The organism is Enterococcus sp. C53, from assembly GCF_040887425.1.
Lineage (GTDB): Bacteria > Bacillota > Bacilli > Lactobacillales > Enterococcaceae > Enterococcus_B > Enterococcus_B hirae.
In genome coordinates, this window is record NZ_JBFOFT010000001.1 from 504,586 (window position 1) to 522,159 (window position 17,574).

At 37.5% G+C, this 17,574-nt stretch carries 17 protein-coding genes; 14 read left to right on the forward strand and 3 right to left on the reverse strand.

Features of this window, described 5'->3' with window-relative positions:
- The first annotated feature begins 296 nt into the window (after positions 1-296).
- The 3 genes from AB3I42_RS02485 (at position 297) to AB3I42_RS02495 (ending at position 3,379) form a co-directional block, all read left to right on the forward strand.
- Positions 297-1,877 carry a peptide chain release factor 3 gene (locus AB3I42_RS02485; RefSeq protein ID WP_010738143.1) on the forward strand — a complete coding sequence of 527 codons (1,581 nt, stop codon included), beginning with the start codon at positions 297-299 and terminating at the stop codon, positions 1,875-1,877.
- Between the two features lie 80 nt (positions 1,878-1,957).
- A complete protein-coding gene (wecB, locus tag AB3I42_RS02490; protein WP_081123507.1) occupies positions 1,958-3,058 on the forward strand; it encodes a non-hydrolyzing UDP-N-acetylglucosamine 2-epimerase in 1,101 nt (366 codons plus the stop codon).
- A 147-nt stretch (positions 3,059-3,205) separates the two neighbouring features.
- The gene (locus AB3I42_RS02495) at positions 3,206-3,379 is read left to right on the forward strand and encodes a hypothetical protein (RefSeq protein WP_010719688.1); all 174 of its coding nucleotides are present in this window, start codon (positions 3,206-3,208) and stop codon (positions 3,377-3,379) included.
- A 99-nt stretch (positions 3,380-3,478) separates the two neighbouring features.
- Here the strand turns inward: AB3I42_RS02495 and AB3I42_RS02500 are convergent, their stop codons facing one another.
- Positions 3,479-3,799 (reverse strand): DUF1827 family protein, encoded by a 321-nt coding sequence (locus AB3I42_RS02500; protein WP_010719687.1) that lies wholly within the window; start codon positions 3,797-3,799, stop codon positions 3,479-3,481.
- A 203-nt stretch (positions 3,800-4,002) separates the two neighbouring features.
- On the reverse strand, positions 4,003-6,240 hold the full coding sequence (locus AB3I42_RS02505; RefSeq protein ID WP_368022243.1) for an AAA family ATPase: 2,238 nt from the start codon (positions 6,238-6,240) through the stop codon (positions 4,003-4,005).
- 553 nt (positions 6,241-6,793) lie between these two features.
- On the opposite strand from AB3I42_RS02505, the gene AB3I42_RS02510 reads away from it, so the two are divergent.
- The 6 genes from AB3I42_RS02510 to AB3I42_RS02535 all read left to right on the forward strand — a co-directional run bounded on the left by AB3I42_RS02510 (position 6,794) and on the right by AB3I42_RS02535 (position 12,539).
- Positions 6,794-7,060: a phosphocarrier protein HPr gene (locus tag AB3I42_RS02510; RefSeq protein WP_010719685.1), complete on the forward strand. Its 267-nt coding sequence runs from the start codon at positions 6,794-6,796 to the stop codon at positions 7,058-7,060.
- Positions 7,060-8,787 (forward strand): phosphoenolpyruvate--protein phosphotransferase, encoded by a 1,728-nt coding sequence (gene ptsP, locus AB3I42_RS02515; protein ID WP_010719684.1) that lies wholly within the window; start codon positions 7,060-7,062, stop codon positions 8,785-8,787. Before AB3I42_RS02510 ends, ptsP begins: the two co-directional genes overlap by 1 nt.
- Before the next feature lie 173 nt (positions 8,788-8,960).
- Positions 8,961-10,004 (forward strand): glycosyltransferase, encoded by a 1,044-nt coding sequence (locus AB3I42_RS02520; RefSeq protein WP_014834761.1) that lies wholly within the window; start codon positions 8,961-8,963, stop codon positions 10,002-10,004.
- 17 nt (positions 10,005-10,021) lie between these two features.
- Positions 10,022-11,245 carry a glycosyltransferase family 4 protein gene (locus AB3I42_RS02525; protein WP_010719682.1) on the forward strand — a complete coding sequence of 408 codons (1,224 nt, stop codon included), beginning with the start codon at positions 10,022-10,024 and terminating at the stop codon, positions 11,243-11,245.
- Positions 11,246-11,334: 89 nt separating this feature from the next.
- A complete protein-coding gene (locus AB3I42_RS02530; protein ID WP_010738140.1) occupies positions 11,335-12,222 on the forward strand; it encodes an NAD(P)-dependent oxidoreductase in 888 nt (295 codons plus the stop codon).
- Positions 12,223-12,308: 86 nt separating this feature from the next.
- The gene (locus AB3I42_RS02535; RefSeq protein WP_010719680.1) at positions 12,309-12,539 is read left to right on the forward strand and encodes a YkuJ family protein; all 231 of its coding nucleotides are present in this window, start codon (positions 12,309-12,311) and stop codon (positions 12,537-12,539) included.
- Positions 12,540-12,881: 342 nt separating this feature from the next.
- On the opposite strand, the gene AB3I42_RS02540 is transcribed toward AB3I42_RS02535, so the two are convergent.
- Entirely contained in the window at positions 12,882-13,754 is an 873-nt protein-coding gene (locus tag AB3I42_RS02540; protein WP_179133086.1) for a GIY-YIG nuclease family protein, read from the reverse strand.
- Between the two features lie 345 nt (positions 13,755-14,099).
- On the opposite strand from AB3I42_RS02540, the gene AB3I42_RS02545 reads away from it, so the two are divergent.
- The 5 genes from AB3I42_RS02545 to fabG all read left to right on the forward strand — a co-directional run bounded on the left by AB3I42_RS02545 (position 14,100) and on the right by fabG (position 17,557).
- On the forward strand, positions 14,100-14,540 hold the full coding sequence (locus AB3I42_RS02545; RefSeq protein ID WP_010719678.1) for a MarR family winged helix-turn-helix transcriptional regulator: 441 nt from the start codon (positions 14,100-14,102) through the stop codon (positions 14,538-14,540).
- 9 nt (positions 14,541-14,549) lie between these two features.
- Positions 14,550-15,512: a beta-ketoacyl-ACP synthase III gene (locus AB3I42_RS02550; protein WP_131773199.1), complete on the forward strand. Its 963-nt coding sequence runs from the start codon at positions 14,550-14,552 to the stop codon at positions 15,510-15,512.
- A 46-nt stretch (positions 15,513-15,558) separates the two neighbouring features.
- Complete coding sequence (locus AB3I42_RS02555; RefSeq protein WP_005876288.1) at positions 15,559-15,783, forward strand: acyl carrier protein; 225 nt, start codon at positions 15,559-15,561, stop codon at positions 15,781-15,783.
- Between the two features lie 110 nt (positions 15,784-15,893).
- Complete coding sequence (gene fabD, locus AB3I42_RS02560; protein WP_010738137.1) at positions 15,894-16,829, forward strand: ACP S-malonyltransferase; 936 nt, start codon at positions 15,894-15,896, stop codon at positions 16,827-16,829.
- On the forward strand, positions 16,820-17,557 hold the full coding sequence (gene fabG, locus AB3I42_RS02565; RefSeq protein WP_010719675.1) for a 3-oxoacyl-[acyl-carrier-protein] reductase: 738 nt from the start codon (positions 16,820-16,822) through the stop codon (positions 17,555-17,557). Before fabD ends, fabG begins: the two co-directional genes overlap by 10 nt.
- Positions 17,558-17,574: the final 17 nt, after the last annotated feature.

Consider the following 17,574-nt stretch of genomic DNA (forward strand, 5'->3'; position numbering starts at 1 on the left):
TTTGTCTGTAGATGATTGAAATAGACAGTTGAACTTGGAACAAAAGCCTGTTCCAAGTTCAACTTTTTTCGTTTAATCTGTTTTCAGTTGTTATAGTAGCAGGAAAAGCTTTATTTTCTCCTATTGAAAAAGTCGTTTATATGATATTCAACAGAGAAAGAGAGAAGACTCATAACAAGTGTTTATTTTTTGATAGTTTCCATGATATACTTGGTAAGTTGAGATAGCTAGTTCGATCATTCCTCGAACAGGATGACGAATAAGATGATAATGATGTAACAGAAATGGAGTAAAACATGAATAACCCTAACTTAAAACAACAAGTAGATAACCGACGCACGTTTGCGATTATTTCCCATCCGGATGCTGGTAAAACAACGATTACTGAACAATTGCTTTTATTTGGTGGCGCAATACGTCAGGCAGGAACTGTCAAAGGGAAAAAGACTGGTAACTTTGCAAAATCTGACTGGATGGAAATTGAGAAGCAACGTGGAATCTCAGTTACCAGTTCTGTGATGCAGTTTGATTATCATGGTAAAAGAGTCAATATCTTAGATACCCCAGGGCATGAAGATTTTTCTGAAGATACGTATCGGACATTGATGGCTGTCGATAGTGCGGTTATGGTCATCGATAGTGCCAAAGGGATTGAAGCTCAAACAAAAAAATTATTCCAAGTCGTTAAAAAAAGAGGAATCCCTATTTTTACCTTTATCAATAAGTTAGATCGAGATGGTCGCGAACCATTAGAACTTTTAGAAGAATTGGAAGAGTTGCTCGATATCGAGTCTTATCCAATGAATTGGCCGATTGGTATGGGGAAAGGCTTAGAAGGACTCTATGATATCCACCATAATCGTATTGAGTTTTATCGTCCAGAAAACTATAATGATGAGCGCCTTGTTGCCTTGGATGAAGAAGGATTGCTGCCAGAAGGCCATCCTTTGACGGAAAATTCATTGTATGAACAAGTTCTTGAAGAAGTAGAATTGTTGAAAGAAGCAGGAGATTCTTTTAATGAAGAAAAAATTGCTCGGGGAGATCAGACACCGGTCTTCTTTGGTTCAGCGTTAACAAATTTTGGTGTGCAAACATTTTTAGAAACCTTCGTGGAATTAGCCCCTTCACCTTACGGACATCAAACACAATCAGGACAAGAAGTTAGTCCTTATGAAGAAGAATTTTCAGGTTTTGTCTTTAAGATCCAAGCCAATATGAATCCAGCTCACCGAGATCGGATTGCTTTTGTGCGAATCTGTTCTGGAACTTTTGAACGTGGGATGGATGTTCAATTAGAACGAACAGGTAAAAAATTGAAGTTAAGTAATGTGACGCAGTTTATGGCTGACTCAAGAGAGAATGTCGAGAATGCTGTAGCAGGGGATATTATCGGGGTCTATGATACAGGAAATTATCAAATTGGCGATACTCTTTATGAAGGGAAATTGAAGGTGGCGTATGAAGAGTTACCATCCTTTACTCCGGAATTATTTATGAAAGTCACTGCTAAAAATGTGATGAAACAAAAATCATTCCATAAAGGTATCTATCAGTTAGTCCAAGAAGGTGCGATCCAACTCTATAAAACTTATTTGACGGAAGAATACATCATTGGCGCAGTTGGACAACTTCAATTTGAAGTATTCCAATACCGGATGCTAAATGAATACAATGCAGAAGTGATTATGTCTCCTATGGGTCATAAAATTGCCCGTTGGATCGAGCCCGAAGATTTAGATGAGAAGATGAGTTCTAGTCGTAATATCTTGGCACGTGACCGTTTTGATCAGCCATTATTCTTGTTCGAAAACCAATTTGCTGAACGTTGGTTTGCTGACAAGTACCCAAATGTCAAATTAAAAAGTTTAATGTAAAGCGCTCATCACATGGTGGTGCTTTGGGAGTACTATGAAAATAGCCGGGAGAGAATAACTAAATAATCCGGAGGAATTTAATGATGATTAAAGTAATGTCGGTCTTTGGAACACGTCCAGAAGCAATAAAAATGGCACCTTTGATCAAAGCGCTGGAAAAAGATGAGCGCTTTGAATCAATCGTGACGGTTACAGGCCAGCACCGTGAAATGTTAGACCAAGTGTTAGAAGTGTTTGAAATTACTCCTGATCACGATCTAGATGTGATGAGTGTCAATCAAACACTCACCGCTATTACAACGAAAGTTCTTTTATCATTAGAACCAATCTTACAAGCAGAACAGCCTGATATCGTCTTAGTTCATGGAGATACGACCACAACATTTGCTGCAGCGACCGCAGCATTTTATCAACAAATTAAAGTCAGACATGTCGAAGCAGGATTACGAACTTGGAACAAATGGTCACCGTTTCCTGAAGAAATCAATCGGCAAGCCACAGATGTTTTAGCGGATCTCTACTTTGCGCCAACCAATGAAAGTGCTGATAATCTTAGAAGAGAGCACCACGATGAAGCAAACATCTTCGTTACTGGCAATACGGCGATCGATGCGATGAGGTACACGATCGTGGCGGATCAAAAAAGCGATCATCTTTCGAGCAGCTCCACTAAACAATTATTAGTAACAATGCATCGACGTGAGAACCTAGGCGAGCCAATGGCGAACGTTTTTCAAGCATTAGGAAGGATTGCTGAAGAATTTTCTGATGTATCCATTATTTTTCCGATGCATAAAAATCCTAAAGTACGAGAATTAGCTGATACTATTTTAGGACAATATGAGAATGTTCAGCTGATCGAACCATTAGATGTCATTGATTTTCACAATTGTGCAGCCAAAAGTTATCTTATATTAACTGATTCAGGCGGAGTTCAAGAAGAGGCACCTTCTTTAGGTGTTCCGGTTCTTGTCTTACGTGATACCACTGAACGACCGGAAGGTGTAAAAGCCGGAACTTTAAAACTCGTTGGTACAGACGAAGAGACAGTTTATGACGAGACAAAACAATTGTTAACTGATGTAAAGGCTTATGAAAAGATGGCACAAGCAAAAAATCCTTATGGAGATGGTTACGCAAGTCAACGAATCTTAGAGGCTATCGCAGCCTCATTTCATTGATTACAGGTTACCAAAAAAGCAAAAAAAACTTTCCAACAATTTTGGTGGAAAGTTTTTTTATTTTAAAGAAAAAATTGGTAAATTCTTTGAAATAAAATGAATTAAAATAAAGATGTGTACATATAAAAAGAAAAAAGGGGGAGTTGGATGGAAACACTGGAGCAACGAAAACAACGTAAAGCAAGAAAAAAGTTAGAAATGCAGCGTTTATGCAGGCTGTTAGATGTTGAAGGTTGGGAGCATAATGAATCGATCGTTAACGAAGTAAGAGCAATCGTTCGGCTAGGAAAAACACCAAAAAAAGAAACCAATCAATCTTAGAAGATCCAGCTCTATAAATGAGCTGGATCAAGGATAAAATCAAACATTATCCTTCGATCCTTCTAAAAAAGGTTTCTTTTTTTTGTTTATTTGTAATCATCACATTGCAACCTCAGTGTGGGGATGATGTTTCGGAATCGAGATTTCAACTAAATCATCTAATTCAATTACTTGGATTTCGTTTTCTTGATATAGGGCGTCATGGATTTTATTGAGGAAGTACGTTTTGACTTCTTCAATTTCTTTGGGTTGTATTTTTCGTTTTTCATTAATCAGTAAAATCTCGTTATGTTCCGGTGCTTCAGTGTAAACAATCATTGTATTGCCTGCAGTGTAAACCTTCACCATATGAGCATCTGTATTTTCCAATTGGTTTAAAACCAAACGTGAATGACTATTCGTTACATTGACAAATTTCATGGCGCTCACCTCTTTTATGTAGATTTTAGATACAACTTAATTTCATTATAATTTTTTTCTAATGAAAAGAACAGTATTTTGCTTTTTGTCAAAAAACAATCAAAAATCCGCTTTGAGCAATGAAGCACCCGTGAGAAAAGCTGTCGCTTTTTCATGGGTGCTTCATTTTTTATCAGTCGCAAAGCGAAGTTTTTGTCAGATGTTTAGTTTGTTGGCTCGTTTGTCGTTTCTTTGACTAAACGTTCTGGTTTAGAAGTGATCACAATTTTTTCTTCTTTATCCAATTTTGCTTTTAGTTCATGGATTGAAGGATGGTCTAAATAAAATTCAGCAATTCCATCTTCGATTTGTTCTTGGATCGTTCGACGAAGAGGGCGTGCGCCCATTGCTGGGTCATAGCCTAAGTCAACAAGTTTTTCTTTGACATTTGTCGGCACTTCGATATGCAGTTGTTGTGCTGCTAACATTTCATTGACTTCATCTAGCATCAAGGTAACGATGGTCATTAAGTTTTCTTTTGATAGCGCACTAAATTCGATGATTCCATCGAAACGGTTCAAGAATTCAGGTGTGAAGTAATTGTTTAGTTGGTTTAAAACAGAACGAGTAATCCCTTCACGAGCTGCTCCAAAACCGACATTTGCTTCGACTTTACCTGTACCAGCATTACTTGTCATAATGATGATCGTATCTTTAAAGCTTACTGTCCGACCTTGTGCGTCAGTCAAACGGCCATCATCCAAAATTTGGAGGAACATGTGTAACACATCAGGATGTGCTTTTTCCACTTCATCCAATAAAATCAAGCTATAAGGATTACGACGTACTTTTTCAGTAAGTTGACCTGCCTCTTCATAGCCCACATAGCCAGGAGGAGAACCAATCAATTTAGATACACTGTGTTTTTCCATGTATTCAGACATATCAAAACGAATCATTGAATCTTCGGAACCGAATAATTCAAATGCCAGTTGCTTGGCTAATTCAGTTTTGCCGACACCAGTTGGACCTACGAATAAAAATGATCCGATAAGGCGGTTTTTCTTGCTCAAGCCAACCCGATTACGACGAATAGCTTTTGCCACACGATCTACGGCATCGTCTTGTCCAATCACATGTGCTTTTAGATCAGTCGCAAGATTCTTCAATTGTGTTTGCTCTTTTTCTTTTAGATCGCCAACGGGGATGCCCGTACGTTCTTCCACAATTTTTTCCATATCTTTTTCTGTGATAACAGGCGTTTCTTCATCTGTTAATTGACGTTCTTTCATCTTTTCTAATTTACTGATTTGGTCACGATAATAAGCGGCTTTCTCAAAGTCTTCTTCTTTAGAAGCTTGGATTTTTTGTTCCTGTGCTTCTTCAAGTTTTTTATCAATGGTTTTAGGATCAACGATTTGAATCGTTAAGTTTTTCTTTGAGCCAGTTTCATCAAGCAAGTCAATCGCTTTATCTGGTAAGAAACGATCTTGAACATAACGATTTGAGAGAATAGCTGCAGCTTCGATTGCTTCATCGGTATATTTGACGTGATGGTAGTCTTCGTAGCGTTTTTGCAATCCTTTTAAGATACTGATTGTTTCCTCAACAGAAGGTTCAACGACCCGAACCGGTTGCATCCGTCTTTCTAAAGCTGCATCTTTCTCGATGATGCGGTATTCATTTAATGTAGTGGCACCAACCATTTGTAGTTCGCCACGAGCTAGAGCTGGTTTTAAAATATTTCCCGCATCCATGTTCCCGTCACCAGCAGAACCAGCACCGACAATTTCATGGACTTCATCAATGAATAATATGACATTTTCAGCCTGCTTAATTTCTTCGATCAATTTTTGCATCCGTTCTTCAAATTGTCCACGGATACCAGTTCCTTGAACCAAAGAAACCACATCTAAACGAATCACTTCTTTATCCATTAATTTTTGCGGCACATCGCCATCTACGATTTTTTGTGCAAGTCCTTCAACTACGGCAGTTTTACCAACACCAGGCTCACCGATTAATACCGGATTGTTTTTTGTTCGACGGTTTAAAATCTCGATCACACGTTTGATTTCATCATCACGGCCGATCACAGGATCAATGTCACCTTGACGAGCTTGTTCGGTGATGTTGATTCCGTATTCTCCTAAAAGACCTTCGGAATTTCCTTGTTGCGGTGGTTGACCGCCGTTAAAGTTGTTGTTACCACCGAATTGGGTTGGAGGAGTTTGTTCATAGTTTCCTTGCTGTTGCATTTGGCGGGACATGGAGCGGAATAAGTCGTCCAAGCTGCCAAAACCAAAAGGATCATTTTGAGCCATACTAGTCAGACCTCCATTTTGTTGATTTTTAATTTTTTGATAGCAACTTTGGCAGTAATCAAGTTGCGTTCTCTGTCCGTTTACTGTTGCATATAAGTGGATCGTTGCTTCATTTTTCCCACAATTTTGACAAAGCATAAATGATTCACGTCCTTTCACATGATTCACATGTTTCCATTCTATTTTACAACGCGTGACTACGAAGGTAAAAGAATAACCCTCATTTACTCAAAAGTTGAAAAGGCAAAAAATGTTATTGACCATTATTGACCTTTGGCTATAATTATACTAAATTTTAGGACGCGTGCAAGTATTTAGTTTTTCAAAATAAATGAAGAAATGAATAAGTCGTTCTTCGATAAAAGTGATAAATAGAAGGAGATATTTCGCTTGGCAGAGTCTAGTTTTGTTTGCTTCTTTACTGAGGGATCAGTAAAGAGAATCAAAGCAACTAAAAAAAGAAGTGAGGTAGAATGAATACGGTTGTTATCCTATGTATTCATATTTTTAAAAGTAGTGCTAATTATTTTCCACACTTTTAGTTGAATTTAAATGAAAACTGTTGTATCTATCGGGAAAAAATGGTAATCTTTACAAATGAAAGGGTACTACTTATTAGTGTTCTTAGTAAACTGCTAAAAAAGAAAACCCTCACATAAAAACAACACTCACTTAAAGGAGACCGATTAATATGGAAAAGAAAGAATTTCACGTAGTAGCAGAAACTGGAATCCACGCACGTCCAGCTACATTATTAGTACAAACAGCAAGCAAATTTAACTCTGATGTAAACTTAGAGTATAAAGGTAAATCAGTAAACTTGAAATCTATCATGGGCGTTATGTCTTTAGGTGTGGGTCAAGGTTCTGACGTTACAATCACAGCTGAAGGTGCTGACGAAGCAGACGCAATGGCAGCTATCGTTGATACAATGAAGAAAGAAGGATTATCTGAATAATGGTTGAAATGCTAAAAGGGATTGCCGCTAGTGACGGCGTTGCCGTTGCAAAAGCTTACCTGCTAGTTCAACCGGATTTAACATTCAGTAAGACAACAGTAGAAGATACAGCAGCTGAAGCATCTCGTTTAGATGATGCTTTAGCAAAATCTACTGAAGAATTGCAACAAATTCGTGAAAAAGCAGCGCAAAGCTTAGGTGAAGCAGAAGCGCAAGTATTTGACGCACACTTGATGGTTCTGTCTGATCCAGAAATGGTTGGTCAAATTAAACAAAACATTAATGATAACAGCGTAAACGCTGAATCAGCATTAAAAGAAGTAACTGATATGTATATCAGTATGTTCGAAGCTATGGAAGACAACGCTTATATGCAAGAACGTGCGGCTGATATCCGCGACGTTGCGAAACGTATTTTAGCGCATTTACTAGGTGTGACATTACCAAATCCATCAATGATTAACGAAGAAGTAGTTGTTGTTGCTCATGATTTGACACCAAGTGATACTGCTCAATTAGATCGCAATTTTGTTAAAGCGTTTGTAACTGACATCGGCGGACGTACTTCACACTCAGCGATCATGGCACGTTCTTTAGAAATCCCAGCGATCGTAGGTACAAAAGAAATCACTGCTAAAGTCAAAGAAGGCGACATGTTAGCTGTTAACGGGATTGAAGGCGATGTAATCGTTGATCCTACAGCTGAACAAAAAGCTGAATTTGAAAAAATCGGTGCTGAATACGCTGCTCAAAAAGCAGAATGGGAAAAATTAAAAAATGCTGAAACTGTTACTGCTGATGGCAAACATTTTGAATTAGCAGCAAATATTGGTACACCAAAAGATTTAGTTGGTGTTCATAATAACGGCGGGGAAGCGGTTGGTCTTTACCGTACAGAATTCTTGTACATGGATTCTCCTGATTTCCCAACTGAAGATGACCAATATGAAGCATATAAAGCAGTTCTTGAAGGTATGGAAGGTAAACCGGTTGTCGTGCGTACGATGGATATCGGTGGCGATAAAGAATTACCTTACTTACAATTGCCTCATGAAATGAACCCATTCTTAGGCTATCGTGCATTACGAATCAGCTTGTCAGAACAAGGTGACGAAATGTTCCGTACGCAAATGCGCGCATTATTACGTGCATCTGTTCATGGAAACTTACGTATCATGTTCCCAATGGTAGCGACTCTTAAAGAATTCCGTGCTGCAAAAGCAATCTTTGAAGACGAAAAACAAAAATTATTGAATGAAGGCGTGGAAGTATCTGATACGATCCAAGTCGGCATCATGATCGAAATTCCAGCAGCAGCTGTCTTAGCTGACAAGTTTGCTAAGGAAGTTGACTTCTTCTCAGTAGGAACGAATGACTTGATCCAATACACTATGGCAGCTGACCGTATGAACGAACGTGTTTCATACTTGTATCAACCTTACAACCCATCAATCCTACGTTTGATTAAAAACGTGATCGATGCAGCGCATGCTGAAGGTAAATGGGCTGGTATGTGTGGCGAAATGGCTGGGGATCAAACCGCAGTTCCGCTACTTGTAGGTATGGGATTAGATGAATTCTCAATGAGTGCAACATCAATCTTGAAAACACGTAGTTTAATGAAACGTTTAGATACAACGAAGATGGCAGAACTTGCTGATCGTGCTTTGAAAGAATGTGACACGATGGAAGAAGTCGTTGAACTTGTAAATGAATACGTAAAATAATAATACGAGTAAAAGCTGGTACAGCGATAGTAGCTGTATCAGCTTTTTACAATGGGATTTTTACATATAGGTTAAAATAAGGAATGAAAAATAGAGTTATTTTAAAATAGGGCTTAAGTTTGAGTGACAGGTTCAGCGCTATGTTATACTATATAAATGAAGGAGGACGTAAGGTGAAGGTATTATTATATTTTGAAAGTGAAAAAATACTTGCGAAATCTGGTATTGGACGAGCGCTTGACCACCAAAAACGTGCTCTAAAAGAAATGGGGATTCCCTACACGCTAGATAGTAAAGATGACTATGATATCTTACACATCAATACATATGGTATCAATAGTCACAATATGGTCAATAAAGCAAGAAAAGACGGCAAGAAGATCGTCTATCATGCTCACTCAACAGAGGAAGATTTTCGTAACTCATTTATTGGCTCTAATCAATTATCGCCATTAGTAAAAAAATATTTAGTGGGATTATATCAAAAGGCGGATTATCTCATCACACCTACGCCATATTCTAAACGATTACTGGAAAGTTACGGCATAGATTTACCGATCCAATCGATATCAAATGGGATTGATCTAAAAAAATATCAACCAGATCCAATCAAAGAACAAAAATTTCGCGACTATTTCAAATTATCACCAGATCAGAAAGTGATTATCTGTGTTGGCCTTTTTTTTGCTCGTAAAGGGATCATTGATTTTGTAGAAATTGCAAAAAAACTCCCGGAATATACATTTATTTGGTTTGGACATGTACCTATGTATTCGATCCCAAAAAATATCCGACAGATTGTGAAAGAAGAACACCCAGATAATGTGATCTTTCCAGGATATATTCGGGGAGAAATTATTGAGGGTGCATACTCAGGCGCTGACCTTTTTTTCTTCCCATCTTATGAAGAAACAGAAGGAATTGTAGTATTAGAGGCACTAGCAAGTAAGCAAAATGTTCTTGTACGAGACATTCCAGTCTATGATGGCTGGTTAGAAGATAAAAAAAATTGTTACATGGGTCGCTCTAATGAAGAATTTACCGTATTGATCAAAAAGATCGTGGAAGAAGAAGTTCCTAGTCTAGTGGCAGCTGGATATCAGACTGCCCAAGCACGAAGTATTGAGAAAATTGGTGAGCAACTGAAATTGGTGTATACACAAGTGTTAGAAGAAGCAGATTCTTCCATAAATGAAAGACAAAATAATAAAGGGTAGTTTGGAGGCAAAAAATCATGAAAATTGGCTTTTTTACCGATACCTATTTTCCGCAGGTAAGCGGAGTTGCTACATCGATCAAAACCTTAAAAAATGAACTAGAAAAACATGGACATGAAGTCTATATTTTTACGACAACCGATCCAAATGCTGATAAAATAGAAAAAGATGTCATTCGTATGCCGAGTGTTCCATTCGTTTCCTTTAAAGATCGGCGAATAGTGGTACGAGGTATGTGGTACGCTTATTTAGTAGCGAAGGAACTTGAATTAGAACTGATTCATACTCATACAGAATTTGGTGCAGGGATTTTAGGTAAAATGGTTGCTAAAAAGCTGAAAATACCATTGATCCATACGTATCATACGATGTATGAAGATTATCTACACTATATTGCTAAAGGCAAAGTGATACGTCAATCTCATGTCAGATATCTCTCCCGCTTATTTGTTAACCATACAACAGGAGTTGTCTGTCCCAGTGAACGAGTAATTGATACATTAAGAAGTTATGGTGTTGTCGCACCACTTCGAGTGATTCCTACAGGGATCGATATTGAGAAATTTAAAAGGGAAGGAATCACGCAAAAAGCTATCAAAGAAATCAGAGGATCGCTGAATATCAAAGATGATGAGTTAATGATCTTATCTTTAAGTCGTATCTCTTATGAAAAAAATATTCAAGCATTGGTCCAGGGGTTTCCCCAAGTTCTAAAAGCATATCCCAATGCACGAATGGTGATCGTTGGCAAAGGGCCTTACCTTGAAGAGTTGCAAGAGCTAATCAACGAACTAGCATTGGATGAATTTGTCCAATTTACTGGAGAAGTCGATAACGAAGATGTGGCATTGTATTATAAAGCAGCTGATTACTTTGTTAGTGCCTCAACTTCAGAAACACAAGGTTTAACTTATACGGAAGCAATGGCTTCAGGGACACCTTGTGTAATTGAGGGAAATGCTTATCTTAATCGTTTGTTTGATCATCCCTCCCTTGGGAAAACATTTGAAACCGATGAGGATTTCGCACCAGCACTTATTGATTATATAAAAAGTGAAGTCCCTCGTGACCAAAAAGTATTGGAATCAAAATTATATGATATTTCCTCTACGCACTTTGGAGAAGCGATGATTGAATTTTATGAAGATATGATTATCTATCATGAAAAAGAAATGCAACGAAAAGAAGAAGAGGCATCCATCGAAAGAATAAAAATCAAATTAAATTCATTTAAACGATAAATTTAGGTATTTATCCTAAAAAAATCTTTGTTTCTGGCGTATACTTAGCATAGAGACAAAGATTTTTTGATTTTTAGGAGGTCACGAATATGAAATTAGGTTTTATCGGGACAGGAGTCATGGGACGCGCAATCACTGAGCATCTTATGAACGCAGGACATGAAGTAACTGTCTATAATCGAACAAAAGCAAAAACGGATGAGCTAGTCAAAAAAGGAGCCATTTGGGCTGAAACACCTAAAGATGTCACTAAAAATAGTGAGATCATCTTTTCGATGGTTGGTTATCCCCAAGATGTAGAAGAAATTTACTATGGCGAAAATGGGATCTTTGCAACGGATGTCCAAGATCGAATTTTGGTTGATCTAACAACTAGTACCCCAACGCTTGCAGAAAAAATTGCAAAAACAGCCACAGAAAAAGGTGCAGCTGCTTTAGATGCACCAGTTTCAGGTGGAGATCTGGGTGCGAAGAATGCCACTTTGACAATCATGGTTGGTGGTGAAAAAAGTGTCTATGAAAAAGTTTTACCTTTGTTTCAAGTGATGGGATCTACTTTTACTTTACATGGGACAGCAGGAAAAGGCCAACATGCGAAAATGGCAAATCAAATCATGATTGCAGGGACTATGACAGGCATGACCGAGTTACTTGCTTATGCTTCAAAAGCAGGACTTGACTTTGAAAAAGTCATTGAAACAGTCTCAGGAGGCAGTGCTGCAAACTGGTCATTAAGTAATTATGCTCCTCGTATTTTAAAAGAGGATTATACGCCAGGATTTTTTGTTAAACATTTTATTAAAGATTTGAAAATTGCGTTAGATGAAGCAGATAAAATGGCATTGAAGTTACCAGCGACAACGCAAGCTTTAAAATTATATGAACAATTAGCAGATCAGGGATTTGAAAATGACGGTACTCAAGCATTGATTAAGCTTTGGTGGCCTGAAGGAAAGAACCCAGAAAAAAAATCTTAAAAAACTCGCTTTTTTTGGAGAAAATCAATGCAAGTCGTCTGTGCTTTTGTTACAATATAACAGAAATAAGAAAAGGAGGACCTCCGATGGCACATTCACAATTAGTTGCAATCATTAAACGACTGGAGGCAATGGTCGAATCAGCAGATAATGAACTGCAAGTCCGTCGTTTTGAAAAAGAGGGCGTTGAAAAATGTACAGTTACTTATGACAAAGCAACTGAAACATTTGAATTAACTGAAACAGATTCACATCAACAATATGAATTTGACAATATCGATATCGTTGCAATGGAAATTTATGACTTGATCCAATAAAAGATCATGAAAGAAGCGTTCAGCTCTGAGCAACCAAGAGAGGATTTTTTAGAAAATCTTCTCTTGGTGCTTTAGAGCTGCTTTTTTTATGGCTTAATGGATCAGGCTTCGTTCGTAAGAAGTCTTCTTGAAGTGACCAGGATGGGCGTGTTCTATCCACAAGCGTTCGTATCAGCAAGAGACTGCTCCGATGAATAGAAGAAAAAGTGTGACGCCTATTTTTCCTTAGATTTTTTTCGGCTAGTGAGAAGATTAGGGGAATAATTGGTTAAATGGATAAAACAACGAAAAGAAACCGTGAACTGTAGACCAATGTTTGGTAGTTCAAGGTTTCTTTTTATTTTACAATTCATTTTGGGCGTGAATTTTCTTATGGTAACTCATTAGTATAAGGACGGGGTCAATTTCTTCTTTTTGCAACTGTCGCTTCAAGGACAAACCAGCTTTTGCATTTTCATAATAAAAATAAGGAGATTCATCATTAGACGTAATGGCCGTTTCAGCCAGTTGACCGTAACAAATCAAATAATGTTTTTGTTTCGTTTCGTCCGCTGCCAGAGGTAAATGGAAAGTGATTTTAGGCGTCCTTAGAAATAGTTTCTGCGCCTGTATTCTTTTAATGAAAGCTGTGGATAACTCAATATCTTGTTGGATTTGGGCAGCTTTTTCAAAATTCAATTGTTCGATAAAATGATTTTGCCTTTTCTTCAAGTAAGTGATTAGTTTTTTATTGCGCCCTTGCAACAGATTTTGAATCTCTTTTTTCTTTTGTTCAAATGACAACTGATTCATTTCCGGTAATTGTGTATTTAAAGCTAAAAGGCTGATTTCAGACAGCCACGGCATCTGATAGGTTTCTTCAATGATGCGTAAAATAGCCGGCATTTTTTTGTAAAGTCGAAAGGGACCGTAAGTACGGGCAAGTGGCATATCCGAAAGGGAAAAACCATTATTTGTAATATGTAAATAATTATAGTTACTAAAATAGTTCATTTGACGGTTGTAAAAAGGGCGGTAGTACTGGATTAATTGACATTCTAACAATAGTGCATCTAATTCAGTATCCACGACGACAAAATCAAAGTCAGCGATATGATGAATCAATCGGCGAACTTTTTTTGAATGTTGTTTACTATGACGAAAATAACTACTTACACGATTTTTTAATTGTTTCGCTTTTCCCACGTAAATCACAGTTCCGGTATGATCTTTCATCAAGTATACCCCAGGAAGCAAGGGGAGTTTTTTTACTTTTTCTTTCAACGTTCTTTCTCCTTTTTTATCAAAAAATACTATATCAAATTTACGGCAAAGGAACAACCTTTTCGTTTGCTGAGTATTAAGTAAAAATAGTTTGATAATCAAAATATTTATTTGAGAAATATTTTTAATGTTTAAATGAGTGATTGTTGATTTAATAGGATTTTAAAATGAATTTTTTCTTAGAAAAAGTTCATAATCGAAAAAAATTAGCTTTTTAGGTTGCATTTTGAAAAAAGTTAAGATATAGTTTGAACATCAAATGATTTGATAATCAAACTAATTAGTGGATGGTGGAACATGGAACCAGATTTGAAAACAGTAAATGATTATCTTGTTAGTGTCTTCAATGATATTTTGACAATCGAAGAATCTGAATTAAAAAAATCTCAGTTCAAAGATTTGTCAATTACAGAGATGCATACGATCGAGGCAATCGGTATGTACAAGAAAAAAACGACTTCAGAAGTAGCCAAAGAACTGTCGATTACTGTTGGGACCTTGACCACTGCTATCAATAAGTTAGTAAAGAAAGACTATGTTGAACGCATTCGAAGTGAAGATGATCGACGAGTGGTGAAATTAGGACTGACAAAAAAAGGCAAACTTTTATATCGTGTCCATCAGCACTTTCATCGTGAAATGGTCAAAAATATCTTGGATGGCATGGCTACCGACGAACAGCAAGCTTTACTGGCTGCATTGAAAAACTTGCATGATTTTTTGCGAGATTACAAGTGAGGATTTTTAATGGAACAATTTGGAACGATCACAGCAACAGCTAGTGTCCTTCCCGAAAAAATCATTACCAATGATGATCTTTCCAAAATGATGGACACTTCAGATGAATGGATTTCATCGCGAACAGGTATCAAACAAAGGCGTTGCGTCACAGATCAAGAAACTTCTGATCTTTGCTATTTAGTAGCAGAAAAGCTCATCAAAAAAAAGAACATCGATCCGACAGAACTTGACTTCATTCTTGTAGCAACCATGTCTCCTGATTTTACGACACCCTCTGTGGCTGTCCAGGTTCAAGGTAAACTTGGTGCAACAAATGCAATTGCATTTGATCTTAGTGCAGCATGTTCAGGCTTTGTTTATGCTTTAAGCATGGCAGAGAAAATGATTCGGTGCGGTTCAAATAAAGGATTAGTGATTGGTGGCGAGACATTATCCAAATTAATCGATTGGTCTGATCGTTCAACGGCTGTTCTGTTTGGTGATGGTGCTGGTGGTGTGTTACTTGAAGATGGTACAGAGCAGAAAATAATTGCAGAACATCTGGAAGCAGATGGCACTCGAGGATCGTCACTCACAGCTGGCTATCATTCGAACGGATCACCGGTGTATGTAAAGGATGCAAAAGGCTCTTTTTATTTATCAATGATAGGAAGAGATATCTTTGATTTTGCTGTAAGAGACGTTGCAAAAAACATTAAAGACATCACTCAAAATGTGTCAGTTGATTATCTGCTTTTACATCAAGCAAATCTTAGAATCATTGAGAAAATTGCACGCAAGGTAAAAATACCGCAAGAAAAATTCTTAACCAATATGGATAAATACGGAAATACCTCTGCTGCAAGTATTCCAATCCTATTAGATGAAGCGGTAGCTAGTGGGCAAATCACTTTAGGAAAAAAACAAAAAGTAGTATTTACAGGTTACGGTGGAGGTTTAACATGGGGAAGTATCCTCATGGAACTGTAAGCTGATAAAACATAAAATTGTAAACAATATCGGAGGAATATATAGTATGGTATTCGAAAAAATTCAAGAAATTATTGCAGAAGAGTTAGGAAAAGAAACAGAAGAAATCAAATTAACAACAAACATCCAAGAAGACTTAGAAGCTGATAGCTTGGATTTATTCCAAATCATTAATGAAATCGAAGACGAATTTGACGTGAAAATCGAAACAGAAGACGGCATCAAAACAGTTCAAGATTTAGTAACTTATGTTGAAAAACAAACTGCATAATCATTAAGATTAGGTTGGGGGCTGGGACATTTTCCTTAAATAGGAGTGTCTTGGTCCTTTTTAATAAATCAAGACATGAGCATATATCCTAAAAATATTGGAGAAAATACATGAAGACAGCATTTTTATTTAGCGGACAAGGCGCTCAGTATCCAGGCATGGGACAAGATCTCTATCAAGAAACTATCGTCAAAGAAACGTTTGATGAAGCAAGTGATATTCTAGGCTATGATATGGCGGAATTGTGTTTTTCAGAAAATGAACGACTCAATCAAACCGCTTATACACAACCAGCAATCTTAACGGTCAGCATTGCTTTTTATCGTTTGTTGAAAGAAAGAGGGATTACACCTCAAGCTGCTCTAGGATTAAGTTTAGGCGAATATTCCGCTTTAGTAGCTAGTGGAGCTTTGTCATTTAGTGAAGCAGTCGCTTTAGTGGCAAAACGAGGGGCTTATATGACTGAAGCTGCACCACTTGGTAGTGGGAAAATGGTAGCTGTTATGAATGCACCTGTAGAAGTTATTGAAGAAAGCTGTTTGGAAGCTCAACGATTAGGAATTGTTTCACCTGCAAATTATAATACACCCCAACAAATCGTAATTGGCGGTGAAGAACAAGCAGTGGATGAAGCAGTAAGAATCATGCAAGAAAAAGGCATCAAACGAATGATTCCACTTAATGTGAGTGGTCCGTTTCATACAGCAATCTTAGCGCCAGCAGCAAAAAAATTAGCCGTTGAGCTAAAAGCGATCACTTTTAATGAGCCAACAATTCCTGTCATCAGTAATACGACAACTGAAATCATGAACAAAGATCGGATACCGACTCTGCTTGAACAACAAGTGATGAAGCCGGTACATTTTTATGAAAGCATCCATCAATTAAAAGAACTTGGTGTGGAACGTGTGATCGAAGTTGGTCCAGGTAAAGTATTAAGTGGCTTTATGAAGAAAATCGATAAAACGATTCCGGTTTTAAGAGTAGAAAATCAACAAACTTTAGAAGAAACAATGACAAGTATCGGAGGCATGTTATGGAGCTAACAGGAAAAAACGTATTTATTACAGGTAGCACAAGAGGAATTGGTGCCGCTGTGGCGCTAGCTTTTGCAAAAGCAGGCGCAAACATCGTTTTAAATGGACGAAAAGCAATTCCAGAAGAAAAAATCAATGAGATCAAAGCTCAAGGTGTGAACTGCATCGGTGTTTCTGGCGATATCTCAGATTATGAAAAAGCTGGTTTGATGGTAGAAGAAGCAGAAAAACAATTAGGATCAATCGATATTCTAATCAATAATGCAGGGATTACGAACGATAAATTATTGATGCGCATGTCAGCAGAAGATTTTAAAGCTTGTTTAGATATCAATCTAACAGGAACATTCAATATGACACAACACGTTTTAAAGAAAATGATGAAAAAACGTGAAGGTGCAATTATCAACTTGTCAAGTGTTTCAGGATTGATTGGTAACGTCGGACAAGCCAATTACGCAGCAAGCAAAGCAGGTGTCGTTGGTTTTACAAAATCTGTTGCTCGTGAGGCGGCTGCACGCGGTGTTACATGTAATGCCATTGCTCCTGGTTTTATCGCTACGGATATGACCGAAGTGTTATCTGATAAAGTCAAAGAGCAAGTAGTAAAACAAATTCCAATGCAACGTTTTGGCAGCGTGGAAGATGTTGCGAATGCTGCGATTTTCTTAGCAGAGAGTCCTTATATCACAGGACAGGTCATCAATGTTGATGGCGGTCTCGTGATGCACGGATAAAAAGGAGGAAAACAATA

Coding starts and splice junctions, on each gene's coding strand:
- AB3I42_RS02500 (WP_010719687.1), bottom strand. CDS start 3,799: ATGAAATTTGTCAATGTAACGAATAGTCATTCACGTTTGGTTTTAAAC.
- fabG (WP_010719675.1), top strand. CDS start 16,820: ATGGAGCTAACAGGAAAAAACGTATTTATTACAGGTAGCACAAGAGGA.
- fabD (WP_010738137.1), top strand. CDS start 15,894: ATGAAGACAGCATTTTTATTTAGCGGACAAGGCGCTCAGTATCCAGGC.
- AB3I42_RS02510 (WP_010719685.1), top strand. CDS start 6,794: ATGGAAAAGAAAGAATTTCACGTAGTAGCAGAAACTGGAATCCACGCA.
- AB3I42_RS02525 (WP_010719682.1), top strand. CDS start 10,022: ATGAAAATTGGCTTTTTTACCGATACCTATTTTCCGCAGGTAAGCGGA.
- AB3I42_RS02495 (WP_010719688.1), top strand. CDS start 3,206: ATGGAAACACTGGAGCAACGAAAACAACGTAAAGCAAGAAAAAAGTTA.
- wecB (WP_081123507.1), top strand. CDS start 1,958: ATGATGATTAAAGTAATGTCGGTCTTTGGAACACGTCCAGAAGCAATA.
- AB3I42_RS02485 (WP_010738143.1), top strand. CDS start 297: ATGAATAACCCTAACTTAAAACAACAAGTAGATAACCGACGCACGTTT.
- ptsP (WP_010719684.1), top strand. CDS start 7,060: ATGGTTGAAATGCTAAAAGGGATTGCCGCTAGTGACGGCGTTGCCGTT.
- AB3I42_RS02545 (WP_010719678.1), top strand. CDS start 14,100: ATGGAACCAGATTTGAAAACAGTAAATGATTATCTTGTTAGTGTCTTC.
- AB3I42_RS02555 (WP_005876288.1), top strand. CDS start 15,559: ATGGTATTCGAAAAAATTCAAGAAATTATTGCAGAAGAGTTAGGAAAA.
- AB3I42_RS02505 (WP_368022243.1), bottom strand. CDS start 6,240: ATGCTTTGTCAAAATTGTGGGAAAAATGAAGCAACGATCCACTTATAT.
- AB3I42_RS02530 (WP_010738140.1), top strand. CDS start 11,335: ATGAAATTAGGTTTTATCGGGACAGGAGTCATGGGACGCGCAATCACT.
- AB3I42_RS02535 (WP_010719680.1), top strand. CDS start 12,309: ATGGCACATTCACAATTAGTTGCAATCATTAAACGACTGGAGGCAATG.
- AB3I42_RS02550 (WP_131773199.1), top strand. CDS start 14,550: ATGGAACAATTTGGAACGATCACAGCAACAGCTAGTGTCCTTCCCGAA.
- AB3I42_RS02540 (WP_179133086.1), bottom strand. CDS start 13,754: ATGAAAGATCATACCGGAACTGTGATTTACGTGGGAAAAGCGAAACAA.